This is a genomic window from Bradyrhizobium sp. UFLA03-84 (assembly GCF_002289535.1).
Lineage (GTDB): Bacteria > Pseudomonadota > Alphaproteobacteria > Rhizobiales > Xanthobacteraceae > Bradyrhizobium > Bradyrhizobium viridifuturi.
On the sequence record NZ_NSJY01000013.1, the window covers coordinates 1,633,026 to 1,647,399 of the forward strand.

Genomic DNA, 14,374 nt, shown 5'->3' on the forward strand with positions numbered 1-14,374 from the left:
CCCTGCAGGCGGGGCGAGGCGAAGTGGAGCCTTGTGCTGGTCGTACGCGCGGTTAGCCCGCCTTGGCGCTCGCAGGAAATTCCAGCATCGCTTCACCGGCCGCGACCGTCTCGCCACGCTGGTTCTGCACGGCGACGTCGACCAGCACCCAACGCGATTTCGCGGTGGTTTGCTTGGCCTTGATGGTGCCGGCGGGGCGGATGGTGTCGCCGGGCTTCACCGGCTTCAGCCAGCGCGTCTCGAGCCTGCGATGGATTGCGCCGGCGGGAAGCGCCCAGTCGGTCAGCATGCGCGAGATCAGGCCGAAATTGTTCATGCCATGCATGATGATGCCGCCGAAATTGGTCTTGCCGAAATCGCCCTTCATGTAGTTGTCGTCGAGATGCAGCGGGTTGTAGTCGAGCGATGCATCGCAGAACAGGCGGATCGATTCGCGCGAGACCGCGAAGGCGGGACCGTCGATGGTGTCGCCGGCCTTGAGAGCATCGAAATTCACGGATGTCATGCTGATCCTCCTTACATCGGACGGATGGTCTGGCCGCGACCCGAGCAGATCACGTCGCCATGCTGGTTGAAGAAGACGTTGTCGTGCACCACGAACAGCCGCTCGCGCTTGATGAACTTGTCGAGCGCGCGGGCCTGCAGGGTGATGGTGTCGCCGGGACGGGCAGGGATGTTGTAGCTCCACGATTGTCCGGCATTGACGGTGCCCGGCGAGCGCATCCAGTCATCGGCGGGCGTGCACGCGAACATCAGGAGAATGTGGATCGCGGGCGGCGCGATCAGCCCGCCATAGGGCCCGGCCTTCGCCGCCGCTGCGTCCAGATAGAGCGGGTTGGTCTCGCCGACCGCACGGCAGTACAGCGCGATCGCTTCCTGCGTCAGCTTGTAGGGCAGCGTCTTGCGCGGCTCGCCGGGGACGATGTCGTCCCACATCTTGCGCAGCTTCGCGTCCTTCCAGAAATCGGTCTCGAACGGGGTGGCCGCAGAACTTTCTGCTTGCGCCATCGGGCATCCTCCTGCTATTCAGTTCGCCAGGCGAACATTTTATTCGCTGTGTGAATTGACGCTAGCGCGGTCGGGAGCCCCTGGCAAGCGGGCAGTGTCGTGTCATGTGCAGGCGGCCATGCGGGCTGCGATGTCGTGAGTAGAACCAACGTCCCCCGCAAAGCGGCGCCATGAGCAAAACGCGATGAGCAAAGAGAGTGACGGCTTCGTGCGCGCGATTGCGCGCGGCTTCTCGATCATCGAGGCGCTCGGCAAGCCGCCCGGGCGGCACACGCTGGCCGAGGCCGCCGACATTGCGGGGCTCAACCGCGCCACCGCGCGCCGCATTCTCGCGACCCTGGTGGCGCTGAAATACTGCGCTTCCGACGGACGCTATTTCAGCCTGCGGCCGCGCGCGCTCGGGCTCGGCCTGTCCTACCTCAATGCGCTGCCATATTGGGGCCATGCGCAGCGTGCGCTGGAAAATCTCCGCAACGAGATCGGCGAGTCCTGCGCCATGGCAGTGCTCGACGAGGACGAGATCGTCTATGCGCTACGCCTGCCGGCACGGCGGATTCTTTCTGCCAATCTCGGTGTCGGCAGCCGCTTGCCCGCGCATCTGGTGTCGCTCGGCCGCGTCATGCTCGCGGCGCTGCCGCCCGGCACCCGCGAGGCCTATCTTGCGACCGGCGGCTTCAAGCAGGTCACGCCGCGCACGGTGACCGATCCGGAGCGGCTCGGTGAATTGCTGGTGCGGGTCGAGAGCGACGGCTATGCCTGGGTCGACGGCGAGCTCGATCCCGCGATCTGCGGCATCGCGGTGCCACTGCGTGATCCCGCAGGCTCCGTGGTCGCGGCGCTCAGCGTCAACACGATCTCGGGCACGGTCAGTGAGGCCGCTGCGCGCAAGAAATTCCTGCTGCCGCTGCGCCGCACCGCGCAAGAGATCCGCAGCCAGATGCTGACGTCGGGCTAGCTCGCCAGGCCGTTGTTTCCGATCGCGTTGCCTGCTTAGATCAGGCCGCCGAGCCCGGCTTGGTGATGTAATGGGCATTCGGCACGCCGTGTCCGAACTTCAGCTGGAGCGATTGCCATGACCAAAATGGTTCTCACGCTGCTCGCGTCCGCTGCGCTCTGCGCGTCACTGCCGTGCCGGGCGAATGCCGAGCTTGATGTCGCAAGGCTGAAGGGCGCGATCGAGAAGTCGGTCGAGGCCGACTATCCGAAACTCGACGCGCTCTACAAGGATATTCACGCCCATCCCGAAATCGCCTTTCAGGAGGAGAAGACCGCGGCCAAGCTGGCTGCCGAAATGCGGGCGCTTGGCTTCGAGGTGACGGAGCATGTCGGCAAGACCGGGCTGGTCGCGCTCTACAGGAATGGCGAGGGCCCCACCGTCATGGTGCGCACCGAGCTCGATGCGCTGCCGATGGAGGAAAAGACCGGACTTCCCTATGCGAGCCACGACAAGACGACGTGGCAGGGACGGGAAACCTTCGTGGCCCACAGCTGCGGCCACGACGTCCACATGGCGAGCTGGGTGGGGACGGCGAAGACGCTGGTCGACCTGAAAGACCAGTGGCACGGCACGCTGATGTTCATCGCCCAGCCGGCCGAGGAAATCGTCTCGGGCGCCAAGGCGATGCTGGCGGACGGCCTGTTCACGCGATTTCCAAAGCCGAATGTCGGCTTCGCCCTGCACGATGGCCCGTTCGCCTACGGAACGCTACGCTATCGCGTCGGCATCGGCTCATCCGCCGCCGATGGCCTCTATATCAAATTCCGTGGCCGCGGCGGGCACGGTGCGGTGCCGCAGGCGACGATTGACCCCGTGATGATGGCTGCGCGCTTTGTCGTCGATGTCCAGAGCGTGATCAGCCGCGAAAAGGACCCGACCGAATTTGGCGTCGTCAGCATTGGCTCAATTCACGGTGGCACCGCGTCGAACATCATTCCTGACGACGTGGTGCTGTTCGGCACCATTCGCACCTTCAAGCCTGAGGTGCGCGCCAAGATGCTGGCAGGCATCGAGCGGACGGCAAAGGCGGTCGCCGCGATGTCGAATGCGCCGGAGCCTGAGATCAACATCGGCGAAGGGACCAAGGCCGTGATCAACGACCCCGACGTAGTTGGCACCGCGGAAAAGGTGCTGAAGGCTGCGTTTGGCGACAAGCTCGCACCGTCACCGCCGGGCACACCCAGCGAGGACTATTCGGAATTCGTCAACGCCGGGGTGCCCTCGATGTTCTTCAATATCGGTGTCTACGAGCCGGAACGCGTCGCCGCCGCCCGCGAAGGCAACGGTCCGCCATTGCCGTCCAACCACTCGCCGCTGTTCGCGCCGGTGCCGGAGCCGACGATCAAGACCGGTGTCGCGGCCATGACGCTTGCCGTGCTGAGCGCGTTCGACCGGCAGGCGCCGGAAAAATAGCCGTCTGCGTCGGTCGCGCGCGCAAGACACCGCGCCGGAACTCGCAGACCAATTGCTTACCTTGCTGGAGGAGCCCCGTGGCAGATCCCGTCCGCGCCCCTTTCTATCATGACGGAATGCGAGAGTTGCAGGACCGCTTCGACGGCCGTCGCGTCGCCGACGGCCTCGAGAAGCATCGTCTCCATTTCGAATTCTGGGAACAGGATCGCAAGCTCATCGAGGAGACGCGGTTCTTTTTCATTGCGACGAGCTATCAGGATAACGTCGATTGTTCGATGCGGTCCGGTGATCCCGGCTTCGTGAGGATCACCGGACCGGACACGCTCGAGTACCCCGAATACGACGGCAACAACATGTACCGCACGCTCGGCAATATTCATCGCAACCCGAATGTCGGCTTGCTGTTCGTGCGCCTCGACGGCAAGACGTTTCGCACGCGGATCCGAGGCAAGGCGACAATCCACGACGATGCCGACACGCTTGCGCGGCATCACGGCGCGAAGGTTGTCGTGCGCGTGAAATGCGAAATCTTTCCGAATTGCCCGCGCTACATTCCAGACCTGATGGGCGCTTCAACAGATGTTCCGGCGAATCCCTTCGTCCCTCGGCCCGGATACGAGCCGCCTGCACCTGAATGGAAGAGCCGGGATTACCTCAGGGACGTGCTTTCGAAATACGATCCGCATCGGAAAGGCGAGGTCTAGGGCAGCGGTGCCATGTAGGGAATGCTGGCGACCAGTGCGAACACCTGAACCGCATTGCACAGCATGCCGCCCCAATGCAGCCGGCGCAGCCGCCGCACCGCGGTGGGGTCACCCAGATCCCTCGCATCCGCCTCGGCATCGAGCCGGCGCAGGAACCAGCGGCGCGCCAGCACGGCGAATGCCGCGATCAACGCGATGCCGAGCGCTGTGGCCGGCCGGCCCGCGGCGGCAAAGGCGAGCGTTCCGATCACGCCGGCTGTCGCCAGCACCAGGAAGTAGGCGTTGAACATGCCGCGCAGCAGGCGGGTGACGGGCGGGACGTCGAGCTTCACAAGCAGGAACGCGGGCGCCGCCAGCAGGAAATAGCCCATCGGCACCAGCAGGATGATGGTGGAGAACAGGACCGCTTGATTCGGCGTCATTGCAGCCGCCCCTTTTTCTGAAGACGAGAGGATTTTGGTGCGGAAACCTCAAGTAGTATCCGCGCGAGCGTTTTCCGGCACCATTGGGCTTTGGTCGGACGCGATCGTATCAGCCTTGGCCATGGCCTGCTGGTGCAAAGTCACGCGTGTCCGGGGACCGTGTCGTATCCCGTTTGCGAATGCGGGCCCCAGCGGGCGGCATGCCACATCTGTTGGGTGGACCGGCTCTTGCATGCTAGAGAGGCACTGAAGCTCAACCTCCGAGGCCAGAATTCTCATGCCCATCGTCAACCGCGTCGCCGATCTGCAACCCGATATCCAGGCCTGGCGCCGCAACATCCATGAACACCCCGAGCTGCTTTATGATGTGCACCGCACTGCATCATTCGTGGCGGACCGGCTGCGGGAATTCGGCTGCGACGAGGTCGTGACCGGGCTCGGCAAGACCGGCGTGGTCGGGGTCATCAAGGGCAAGAAGGGCGCAGCCAAGGGCGACGTCAAGGTGATCGGCCTGCGCGCCGACATGGATGCGCTGCCGATCCACGAGGAAACCAACCTGCCTTATGCCTCGAAGACGCCAGGCAAGATGCACGCCTGCGGCCATGACGGCCACACCGCGATGCTGCTCGGCGCGGCACGCTATCTCGCCGAGACGCGCAATTTCGCCGGCGATGCGGTCGTGATCTTCCAGCCGGCCGAGGAGGGTGGGGCTGGCGCTGCCGCCATGATCAAGGACGGCTTGATGGACCGCTTCGGCGTCCAGCAGGTCTACGGCATGCACAACGGTCCGGGGATTCCGATCGGCTCGTTCGCGATCCGCTCCGGCCCGATCATGGCGTCCACCGACGAGGTCAATATCAACATCGAGGGGCTCGGCGGCCACGCCGCACGGCCGCACAAATGCATCGATTCGGTGATGGTCGGCGCGCAACTGATCACCGCGCTGCAGTCGATCGTGTCGCGCAGCGTCGATCCGCTCGATTCCGCCGTGATCTCGATCTGCGAATTCCACGCCGGCAATGCCCGTAACGTGATTCCGCAGACCGCGGTGTTGCGCGGCACCGTCCGCACGCTGACCCCGGAGGTCCGGCAACTGATCGAGAAGCGCATCGGCGAAGTGGTCAAGGGCGTCGCCCAGCTGACCGGCGCCCGGATCGATCTCGACTACAAGCGCGGCTATCCGGTCACCGTCAATCACGCCTCGCAGACCGAATTCGCGACCCGTATCGCCAAGGAAGTGGCCGGCGACGGCAACGTGCACACGATGCCGCCGCTGATGGGCGGCGAGGATTTCTCGTACATGCTGGAAGCGCGGCCCGGCGCCTTCATCTTCTGCGGCAACGGCGACAGCGCGGGCCTGCACCACCCCGCCTACAATTTCAACGATGAGGCGATCGTCTTCGGAACGTCGTACTTCGTGAAGATCGTGGAGGACGCGCTGGCGGCGTGAGTCTCACGCGTCCCATCGGACCGGCAGCGATACCGGCCCGCGGAACACCCAGCCGCGAACAACGGGCGGCGCCTCCTCGCGGAGGCGCAGATTGCGCAGGCGATCGAACAGCATCGGCACCACGATCTTGCCGACGGTGAGCCGCGACACCCAGGTGCCGGCGCAGAAATGCGGCCCGGCGCCGAACGCCAGATGCGATTGCTTCGGCCGCGTCACGTCGAAGCGATCCGGCTCGGCGAAGCGGTTGGCGTCGCGGTTCGCCGCGCCGACGCAGAGCCCGATCTGAAGGCCCTCGGGCAGCGTCGTGCCGGAAAGATCGATGTCGCGGGTGACGCGGCGTGGATACATGCCGATCGGCGAGATCCAGCGCACCGCTTCCTCGAGCGCAGCCGGCCATAGCTCCGGCTTCGCCCGCACGCTGTCCTTTTGCGCCGGGTCTTGCAGCAGACCAAGCACAAGGGTCAGGATCGCATCGCGCGGCTCGTTCAGCCCGCCGCCGATGATCACCTTGATGTTGGCGCGGATGCCCTCGATCGGCATCGGCGGGTCGGCATTGATCATCGACGACAGGATCGAGGGATTCGGGTTGCTGCGGTGATCGTCGAGCACCGCGTCGATCGCGGCATCGACATCGGCGCTCGCCTGCATCGCCTTGCGCTCGACCTCGGCATCGGCGGCGTAATTGCCGGCACCGTCGATTAGCGCCTGCGACCAGTCGGCCAATGTCTGCCACTGCATGTCCCGGAATCCGATCATCGCCATCAGGCTGAGCGAGGCCATCGGCGCGGCAAGCGCGCCGAACAGATCGGCCTCGTCGGCCGCCGACAGGTCATCGATCAGCGCTTGCGCGATCGCGGTGAATTTCGGCGCCCAATGCTCCTTGATCGTGGCCGGGCGGAACGAGGGCTCGATCGCCTTGCGGCCGGTCGCATGCTCGGCGCCGTCCTTGCGCATGAAGGTCGGCCCCATCACCTTGTTGACCAGCGAAGAGGGATTGTCGGCCGAGTAGGTCGCGGGATCGCGCTCGATCCGCACGATGTCGTCGAAGCGCGTCACCAGCGTCAGCTTCGCGGGTTCGACATAAACCGCCGGCGCCATCTCGCGCAGGCGACGGAAGACCGGATAGGGGTCATCGAGCAGATCCTGATACGCGATGTCGGTGACGACGGGCACGGCGCTGGTCATTGGTCCTCCCGGAGCGCTTTTTGGGGAGGCTAGCGCCTGCGGGGATGATCGCTCAATTCGATGGGATCGATATAGGCAATCGAAATATTACATGGCCTTGTGCTAGGCTGGTTGCCGGCAATGCGGGAGGTGCAGCGTGGCGGCCAATTCCTCGATCGATCCGATCGACATCGGGACCTTGCGGACGCTCGTGCTGGTCTACGACCTGCAGTCGTTCTCCACGGCCGCCAAGCGCCTCGACGTCAACCAGTCCACCATCAGCTATGCGATCGAGCGGCTGCGCGGCGCGCTCAATGATCCGCTGTTCGTTCGGAGCGGCAATGGCGTGACCGCCACCGGGCGCTGCGCGGCGCTGGTCGGCTGGGCGCGGGACATGATCGGCGAGATCGACGGGCTCGCCTCGCCGGTCGAGTTCGATCCGGCGACGGCGCAGGGGACCATCACGATCTCCTGCAACTACCACGAACGCCAGACCTTGATGCCGCAGTTCAGCGCACGGCTGCGTGCGGGAGCCCCAAGGGTCCGGCTTGTCCTGCTCGATGCCGCGGGTCATGGCGACGTCCATCTCAAGCAGAACCAATGCGACATCGTGCTTGGTCCAGTCGGGGTTGTCGGCGAAAACGTCTTTCGGCGCCATGTCCTCACTGATCATTATGTCTGCGTGATGGATCGGACCAATCCGTTGGCGCGCGGCCGGATCGCGCTGTCGGCCTATGCGAAGGCCGAGCACGTCTTCATCACCCACAGCGGCGAGTGGCAGCCGCTCTACCTCGAGGCGCTGAAGGCGAGGAACGTCGAGATCGAGCCCGTCGTCAGCCTGCCGAACCACGACAGTCTGGCGCGTATCATCGTGGGCACCGGCCTGGTCGCGACCATCCCGTATCATCTGGCGCGGGCAATGCGCGGCGCCCTGCATGTCGCTGCGCTGCCGTTCCGCGTTCCGATCTCGATCGACATGTACTGGAGCGCAAGGACGGCCAAGTCAGGCCTGCACAAATGGGCGCGCGGCCTGCTGGCCGGGATCGCCAAGGCTTACGCCGCGAAAGGCTGATGCCGTCTGAACAATCCTCGTCACACGCTTCCAGCTCGTTCGTCATTGCGAGCGAAGCAATCCCTCTCACCCTTGCGGAGGCGTGGATTGCTTCGTCGCTTCGCTCCTCGCAATGACGGAAAATCTCAAAGCAAAAGGCCCGCACCAACGGTGCGGGCCTTTTGTCCGGCGCAGGTCGCGCCGAAGCCATGTCGCATCAGAACACGTGGTAGAACACGTAGTAAAGGATGCCCGAGAGGATCATCGCGGCCGGCAGGGTCAGCACCCAGGCCATCGCGATGTTGCGGATGGTCGACCATTGCAGGCCGGAGCCGTTGGCGGCCATTGTGCCCGCGATGCCTGATGACAGCACATGCGTGGTCGAGACCGGCAGGCCGTAACCATCGGCCGCCGCGATCGTCGCTGCCGCCGTGATCTCGGCGCAGGCGCCCTGCGCGTAGGTCAGATGGGTCTTGCCGATCTTCTCGCCGACGGTGACGACGATGCGCTTCCAGCCGACCATGGTGCCGAGGCCGAGCGCAATGGCGACGGCGAACTTTACCCAGCTCGGGATGAACTTGGTCGCGGCATCGAGCGAGCCCTTGTACTCGTTCAGCGTGGCGACGTCGGCGGCAGTCAGTTCGGCCTCCTTGTCCTTCATCAGGAAGCGGATCGCCTCGGACGCCAGGTACATGTCGTTACGGGTGTTGCCGACCGCGTCAGCCGGGAATTTGGCCAGCGATCCGTACTCGGCAACCTGTTTGCCGATGTCGCGCACCAGCACCGCCAGCGATGGATAGGTGCCCTCGTTGATCTGGTGCTCCGCGACATAGTTGGTCACGGCCGGCCGCGGATTGCCGATCACGTTGTAGCCGGCGGCCTTGCCTTCGATGACCTTGCTGGCCGCGGTCGAGTGCGCGGCGAAGTGCTCGATCTGGCTCGCCGGCAGCGCGCGGTTCAGCGCATAGGCGGTCGGCACGGTGCCGATCAGTATCAGCATGATCAGGCCCATGCCCTTCTGGCCGTCGTTGGAGCCGTGGAAGAAGCTGACCAGCGTGCAGGTCAGGATCAGGATGCCACGGATCCACCACGGCGGCGGCTGGTTGCCGACCGGCTCGCCGAACAGTGCCGGCGTCGCGCGCGCCAGTACGGCCTTGAGGATGTAGAGGAGGCCGGCCGCGAGCACGAAGCCGAACAGCGGCGACAGCAGCAGCGCCTTGGCAATGCCGGCGGCCTGCGTCCAGTCAACGCCCGAGGTGCCGTCACGGCCGCGGAGCAGCGCGTTGGTGATGCCGACGCCCATGATCGATCCGATCAGGGTGTGCGAGCTCGAGGCCGGCAGGCCGAGCCACCAGGTGCCTAGATTCCAGAGGATGGCGGCGATCAGCAGCGCGAACACCATCGCAAAGCCGGCGCTCGATCCGACCTGCAGGATCAGCTCGACCGGGAGCAGCGATACGATGCCGAACGCGACGGCGCCACTCGAGAGCAGGACGCCGAACAGGTTGAACATGCCCGACCACACCACGGCGACATGCGCCGGCAGCGAGCGGGTGTAGATCACCGTGGCGACCGCGTTCGCGGTGTCATGGAAGCCGTTGACGAATTCGAAGCCGAGCGCGATCAGCAGCGCCACAAACAGCATGATGTAGGGCAGGAACGACGTGACGCGCGTGCCGGTGGCGTCGACGTCGGAATAAATGCTGTAGGCAACGAACAGCAGCGCGGCCGCGACCACGCCCATATAGATAATTCCGGTCATAGGGTGGAAGCCCTTGTCGAGATCCGGGCCCTTTTTCAGGGCGGGCTCGATCGAGCCGGGTAACGCCATATCGCTCATGGTAAACTCCTGTCCCAATGCCGCCGATTTTGATCGATGCATGTGACAGGCAATTGAAATCCGGCCGTGAATTGCGCCGGTGATCCGTGGCCGGCGGAGATCGAGCCGAATATTTGTGCAACGCATTGAAGGCTCACGCGCCTTCGCGACGTCGTGGCAATCTTCAGCAACAGAAGGTCAGTGATGACCGCGAAGAGGCCCGCACTTGTTTCGCAAGGCAAGACTGTGTGCAGGTGAAGTCACACTGACCGCGCAATTCGCCGGCGGGTACTTGACGGCAGGATTTCTGTCGACCGGAAATCCGGAAACGTCGCCGGTATGGTCGCGGATGGTGAGAAGCGCGGGAAGGGACGCGGAGTGGGAAGCAGCGAGGGAGCAGGATGGGGTGGAATGATGAGGTGGCGCGCCGCACGATTGGGGCTAGCAAACCGCGCAGCGCGCCCGCCTCAAGGTACGTCATGGCGTGAACATGACGCCCGATACCTGCGGAACACGTCACAGTACCACGGATCAATTAAAGGTTGTAGGTATTTGTCAGCGTTTAGAAGCAATTTCACGTTGAAGTGTGGTTACTCCGGTTCCACTGATTTTGTGGAACTCAGGCTGCGCGGACTGCATTGCGCAGCTGATCTGCGGCGATTTTCAGGTCGTCGATAAAGCGCTGATATTCCAGCGCCTTGGCTTTCTCGTCGGGCAGCCGCAACAGATAGGACGGATGCACGGTGACGAGCACCTTGGTTCCGTCGTGGTCGATCAGGTGGCCGCGGTTCTTGTTGATCGGGGTGATCTTGCCAAGCACGCTGTGCGCTGCGGTGGCGCCGAGCGCCACCACGAGCTCCGGCTTGATGGCGGCGAGTTCGCGCGCGTACCACTGCCGGCAGGCGCGGATCTCCGCTGTGTTCGGCTTCTGGTGCAGCCGGACCTTGCCGCGCTGCACGAATTTGAAGTGCTTCACCGCATTGGTGATGTAGACGCTGGCGCGATCGATGCCGGCGTCCTCAAGCGCGCGATCGAGCATCTGTCCGGCCGGTCCGACGAAGGGGTGGCCGGCGAGATCCTCCTTGTCGCCGGGCTGCTCGCCGACCAGCATCAGCGTCGCGCCTTGCGGCCCTTCGCCGAACACGGTTTGCGTCGCGTCCTGCCACAGCGGGCAGGCGCGGCAATCGGCGGCCTCGTCGCGCAAGGCGGCGATGGTGTCGTGGGCTCGTGCATCCTGGGCTTGCTTGCGGGCCATCGGCTCATCCAGCCGCTTCTGCGGCTTGTGCGGTTCAGTTGCCTCGTTCGCGATCATCGCGACGGCGGTTCGTTCCGCGCTCGCGATCAATGGCTTAATCAGCGAGGCCTCCGGCAGGTTCCTCCAGTATTTCTGCGGCATCTCGGTCTGCATCGCTTTCACCTTCAGCCGCGCCGGATTGAAGATCGCCGCGTAATAGCTTCGCCAGGTTTCCTCCAGCCGGTCCTCGCCGGGCGCCTCGGATTTGGCGACGCCCGGCGTGATCGAGATCGCGTGGCCGTCCCAATGCGCGCAGACGTCGGGCGTCAGGATCGACCAGGGCATGTCGGCAAAGCGCTTGGCGAAGAATGGTGCAGCAAGCTCGACAATATGATGCTCCGGTTCGAACCAGGCGACGAAATGCGTATTCACGCGGCCGACCTCGCGGAAGCGGACGAAGGCATACATTTTATGTTCGTCGCGATGCACCGCACGCGCCATCGCGTTGATTTCGGCGACATCGGGATCGGTGGCGACGTTGAGGAGGTCATGATGGTTGCGTAGCCGCCACAGCAGGCGATAGAGCCGGGCGAAGCGTTCGGAGTTGCGATGCAGGATCGCCGCTTTCGCCAGCTCGACGAATTTGGCCGGTACATTGAAGGTGCCTTCCGGCACATCGGGCAAATGGTCAGCTTCCGTCGCCGCAAACAATTCCGGCTCGGCGTTGCGCACGGTCCATGTCACTTCCTGCGGCTTCACCTCGTTCAGCGCCAGCCGCCGTGCGGCTTGTCGCCAACCGTTGAAGTCGGTTTCGCTGTCGAGGATGATGGTGTGCATCAAAACCCAAATCCGAGTTGCGTCGCCTTCGGCTTGAACCGCTCTACCAATCCGGCCGCATCGAGCAGGCGTGCCGACGGGCGATGGTCGCTGAGAACGATGAACGGCAGCGCCTTGTTCCTGGGGATGTGCAGCCGCGCCAGATCGGCCACGCGGATCGAGGTGACGCGGCGTGTCGCGATGATGCGGTCGACCGCCTTGCGGCCGAAGCCCGGTACGCGCAGCAATTCCTCGCGGCTGGCGCTGGAGACGTCGAGCGGAAAGCGCTCGCGGTGGCGTAGCGCCCAAGCGAGCTTCGGATCGATGTCGAGCGGAAGCATGCCGCTTTCGTGTCCATCGACGATCTCGCCGACATCGAAACCGTAGAACCGCATCAGCCAGTCGGCTTGGTAGAGCCTGTGCTCGCGCACCAGCGGCGGCGCGATCAGCGGCAGGGCGCGGCTGGCATCGGGGATCGGGCTGAATGCCGAGTAATAGACACGCTTGAGCCGGTAGGCGCCATAGAGGTTGGCGCTGGTCTTGAGGATGGTCCGATCGCTTGCGCTATCTGCGCCCACGATCATCTGTGTGCTCTGGCCGGCCGGTGCAAAGCGGGCAGGCCTTGCTTTTGTCGCAGGCTTTTCCGCGGCTTCGTCGAGCTTCAGCCGTAGTCGTCCCATCGTGCGGCGGATCGCGCGGACGTCCTTCTCCGGCGCAAGCTTGGCGAGACTGGTCTCCTCCGGCATCTCGATGTTGATGGAGAGGCGATCGGCATATCTGCCGGCTTCCGCAATCAGCGCGTCGTCGGCTTCCGGAATGGTCTTCAGATGGATGTAGCCGCGGAAGCGATGCTCCTCGCGCAGCTTGCGCGCGACGGCGACTACTTGCTCCATGGTGTAGTCGGCGCTGCGGATGATGCCGGAAGAGAGGAACAGTCCCTCGATGTAGTTGCGGCGGTAGAAGTCGAGCGTCAGTTTCACCACCTCGTCGACAGTGAAGCGGGCACGCGGCACGTTAGAGGAGGCGCGGTTGACGCAATACAGGCAGTCGTAGTTGCAGGCGTTGGTGAGCAGCACCTTCAGCAGTGAAATGCAGCGGCCGTCCGGGGCGTAGGAATGGCAGATGCCCATGCCTGGCGCGGTCGAGCCGAGGCCCTTGCCGTCGCTGGAATCCCGCTGCTCGGTACCCGAGGACGCGCAGGAGGCGTCGTATTTCGCGGCATCCGCCAGGATCTCCAGCTTGCGTTGCACGTCCATCGTGAATCCTTTTGATTTTGCTAATGAATCAGAAAAGTCCGCAATCCGATTGACTCATCAGGGTCTGTTAGCTTTATATTAGAACATACCATGAACAATTGAGCCAGTCGCTGGTTCTCTGTTCAGGCAGTGACGGCCTCAAATTTTCAAGTTGAAGGAGCGGCGCATATGAATGGCGCACGCACGGGTACGCTTGCGTCTCTGCGCGGCAGCATCGCGCGCATCGAGGCGCCATCGGAGGCGGCGATGCCGAACCGCATCGCGCTCGGCCACGCGAGCGCGGACGCGATGCTGCGCGGCGGACTTGCGCCGGCCGCGCTGCATGAGGTGTTCGCCGCTGGCCATCAAAGTGGTGCTGCGACCGGCTTCATCGCAGGGCTCGCCGGCCTCATATCGGCGCGCAAGCCGCTGGTGTGGGTGCGGCAGGATTTTTCCGATCGCGAGAACGGCGCGCTGTCGATGCACGGGCTTGCCGAGCTAGGCCTCGATCCGCGCCTCTTGGTCACGGTGCGCGCCGCCGATGTCGACGGCGCTCTGCGCACCGCGGCCGATGCGTTGGCCTGCGATGCGCTCGGCGCCGTGGTGCTCGAGGTCTGGGGCCAGGCGCGCCAGCTCGATCTCGTCGCCAGCCGCAAGCTGACATTGGCTGCGCAAGCCTCCGGCGTCACTGCGCTGGTGCTGCGGATCGCGGCAACTCCGATCCCCTCGACCGCGGAGACGCGCTGGATCGTGCGCGCGGCGCATTCGCCACCCGGCAATGCCGCGAGCCCTTGGGGCGCGCCGCGCGTCGAGGCCGAACTCGTGCGCAATCGTCATGGCCCGGTCGGGCGATGGATCATGGAATGGAAATGTGATGAGTGCCAATTCAGTGAACCGTCGGCGTATCCTCAGCCTGTGGCTGCCACGCCTGCCCATCGACCGCATCAAGCGCAAGCTCGCGCAGGACATCGCCTCGCAAGCTGATGCGCACAACGTTGTGCCAACTGACACACGGGAGGTGGCAGGGCTCCCTCTCCCGCTTGCGGGGGAGGGTTGGGGTG

13 protein-coding genes are annotated in these 14,374 nt (G+C 64.3%); 6 read left to right on the top strand and 7 right to left on the bottom strand.

The features are described from left to right. Positions 1 to 52: 52 nt before the first annotated feature. A complete protein-coding gene (locus tag CK489_RS21685) occupies positions 53 to 505 on the bottom strand; it encodes a MaoC family dehydratase (protein ID WP_050626223.1) in 453 nt (150 codons plus the stop codon). Between the two features lie 11 nt (positions 506 to 516). Next, entirely contained in the window at positions 517 to 1,008 is a 492-nt protein-coding gene (locus CK489_RS21690) for a MaoC family dehydratase (RefSeq protein WP_095733623.1), read from the bottom strand. Positions 1,009 to 1,192: 184 nt separating this feature from the next. On the opposite strand from CK489_RS21690, the gene CK489_RS21695 reads away from it, so the two are divergent. The 3 genes from CK489_RS21695 to CK489_RS21705 all read left to right on the top strand — a co-directional run bounded on the left by CK489_RS21695 (position 1,193) and on the right by CK489_RS21705 (position 4,122). Further along, complete coding sequence (locus CK489_RS21695; RefSeq protein WP_095733624.1) at positions 1,193 to 1,963, top strand: IclR family transcriptional regulator domain-containing protein; 771 nt, start codon at positions 1,193 to 1,195, stop codon at positions 1,961 to 1,963. 117 nt (positions 1,964 to 2,080) lie between these two features. Next, positions 2,081 to 3,418, top strand: a complete 1,338-nt coding sequence (locus CK489_RS21700) for an amidohydrolase (protein ID WP_095733625.1) — start codon at positions 2,081 to 2,083, stop codon at positions 3,416 to 3,418. A 77-nt stretch (positions 3,419 to 3,495) separates the two neighbouring features. Next, complete coding sequence (locus CK489_RS21705) at positions 3,496 to 4,122, top strand: pyridoxamine 5'-phosphate oxidase family protein (RefSeq protein ID WP_143278196.1); 627 nt, start codon at positions 3,496 to 3,498, stop codon at positions 4,120 to 4,122. Here CK489_RS21705 and CK489_RS21710 read toward each other — a convergent pair. Continuing rightward, entirely contained in the window at positions 4,119 to 4,544 is a 426-nt protein-coding gene (locus CK489_RS21710) for a hypothetical protein (protein ID WP_095733627.1), read from the bottom strand. The genes CK489_RS21705 and CK489_RS21710 overlap by 4 nt on opposite strands. A gap of 277 nt (positions 4,545 to 4,821) precedes the next feature. On the opposite strand from CK489_RS21710, the gene CK489_RS21715 reads away from it, so the two are divergent. Next, positions 4,822 to 5,994, top strand: a complete 1,173-nt coding sequence (locus CK489_RS21715) for a M20 aminoacylase family protein (RefSeq protein ID WP_050626229.1) — start codon at positions 4,822 to 4,824, stop codon at positions 5,992 to 5,994. A gap of 3 nt (positions 5,995 to 5,997) precedes the next feature. On the opposite strand, the gene CK489_RS21720 is transcribed toward CK489_RS21715, so the two are convergent. Then, a complete protein-coding gene (locus tag CK489_RS21720; protein ID WP_095733628.1) occupies positions 5,998 to 7,179 on the bottom strand; it encodes a cytochrome P450 in 1,182 nt (393 codons plus the stop codon). A 136-nt stretch (positions 7,180 to 7,315) separates the two neighbouring features. Between CK489_RS21720 and CK489_RS21725 the strand changes: the two genes are divergently transcribed. Next, positions 7,316 to 8,230, top strand: coding sequence for a LysR family transcriptional regulator (locus CK489_RS21725; RefSeq protein WP_095733629.1), 915 nt, complete (start codon positions 7,316 to 7,318; stop codon positions 8,228 to 8,230). A gap of 196 nt (positions 8,231 to 8,426) precedes the next feature. Here the strand turns inward: CK489_RS21725 and CK489_RS21730 are convergent, their stop codons facing one another. The 3 genes from CK489_RS21730 to CK489_RS21740 form a co-directional block, all read right to left on the bottom strand. Continuing rightward, positions 8,427 to 10,049 carry an inorganic phosphate transporter gene (locus CK489_RS21730; protein ID WP_050626231.1) on the bottom strand — a complete coding sequence of 541 codons (1,623 nt, stop codon included), beginning with the start codon at positions 10,047 to 10,049 and terminating at the stop codon, positions 8,427 to 8,429. A 598-nt stretch (positions 10,050 to 10,647) separates the two neighbouring features. After that, positions 10,648 to 12,099, bottom strand: coding sequence for a UdgX family uracil-DNA binding protein (locus CK489_RS21735; RefSeq protein ID WP_095733630.1), 1,452 nt, complete (start codon positions 12,097 to 12,099; stop codon positions 10,648 to 10,650). After that, positions 12,099 to 13,334 (bottom strand): putative DNA modification/repair radical SAM protein, encoded by a 1,236-nt coding sequence (locus CK489_RS21740; RefSeq protein WP_095733631.1) that lies wholly within the window; start codon positions 13,332 to 13,334, stop codon positions 12,099 to 12,101. Before CK489_RS21740 ends, CK489_RS21735 begins: the two co-directional genes overlap by 1 nt. 168 nt (positions 13,335 to 13,502) lie before the next feature. On the opposite strand from CK489_RS21740, the gene CK489_RS41790 reads away from it, so the two are divergent. Then, positions 13,503 to 14,297: an ImuA family protein gene (locus tag CK489_RS41790; RefSeq protein ID WP_050626234.1), complete on the top strand. Its 795-nt coding sequence runs from the start codon at positions 13,503 to 13,505 to the stop codon at positions 14,295 to 14,297. The last annotated feature ends 77 nt before the right edge of the window (positions 14,298 to 14,374 follow it).

Coding starts and splice junctions, on each gene's coding strand:
- CK489_RS21685 (WP_050626223.1), bottom strand. CDS start 505: ATGACATCCGTGAATTTCGATGCTCTCAAGGCCGGCGACACCATCGAC.
- CK489_RS21690 (WP_095733623.1), bottom strand. CDS start 1,008: ATGGCGCAAGCAGAAAGTTCTGCGGCCACCCCGTTCGAGACCGATTTC.
- CK489_RS21695 (WP_095733624.1), top strand. CDS start 1,193: ATGAGCAAAGAGAGTGACGGCTTCGTGCGCGCGATTGCGCGCGGCTTC.
- CK489_RS21700 (WP_095733625.1), top strand. CDS start 2,081: ATGACCAAAATGGTTCTCACGCTGCTCGCGTCCGCTGCGCTCTGCGCG.
- CK489_RS21710 (WP_095733627.1), bottom strand. CDS start 4,544: ATGACGCCGAATCAAGCGGTCCTGTTCTCCACCATCATCCTGCTGGTG.
- CK489_RS21715 (WP_050626229.1), top strand. CDS start 4,822: ATGCCCATCGTCAACCGCGTCGCCGATCTGCAACCCGATATCCAGGCC.
- CK489_RS21720 (WP_095733628.1), bottom strand. CDS start 7,179: ATGACCAGCGCCGTGCCCGTCGTCACCGACATCGCGTATCAGGATCTG.
- CK489_RS21730 (WP_050626231.1), bottom strand. CDS start 10,049: ATGAGCGATATGGCGTTACCCGGCTCGATCGAGCCCGCCCTGAAAAAG.
- CK489_RS21735 (WP_095733630.1), bottom strand. CDS start 12,099: ATGCACACCATCATCCTCGACAGCGAAACCGACTTCAACGGTTGGCGA.
- CK489_RS21740 (WP_095733631.1), bottom strand. CDS start 13,334: ATGGACGTGCAACGCAAGCTGGAGATCCTGGCGGATGCCGCGAAATAC.
- CK489_RS41790 (WP_050626234.1), top strand. CDS start 13,503: ATGAATGGCGCACGCACGGGTACGCTTGCGTCTCTGCGCGGCAGCATC.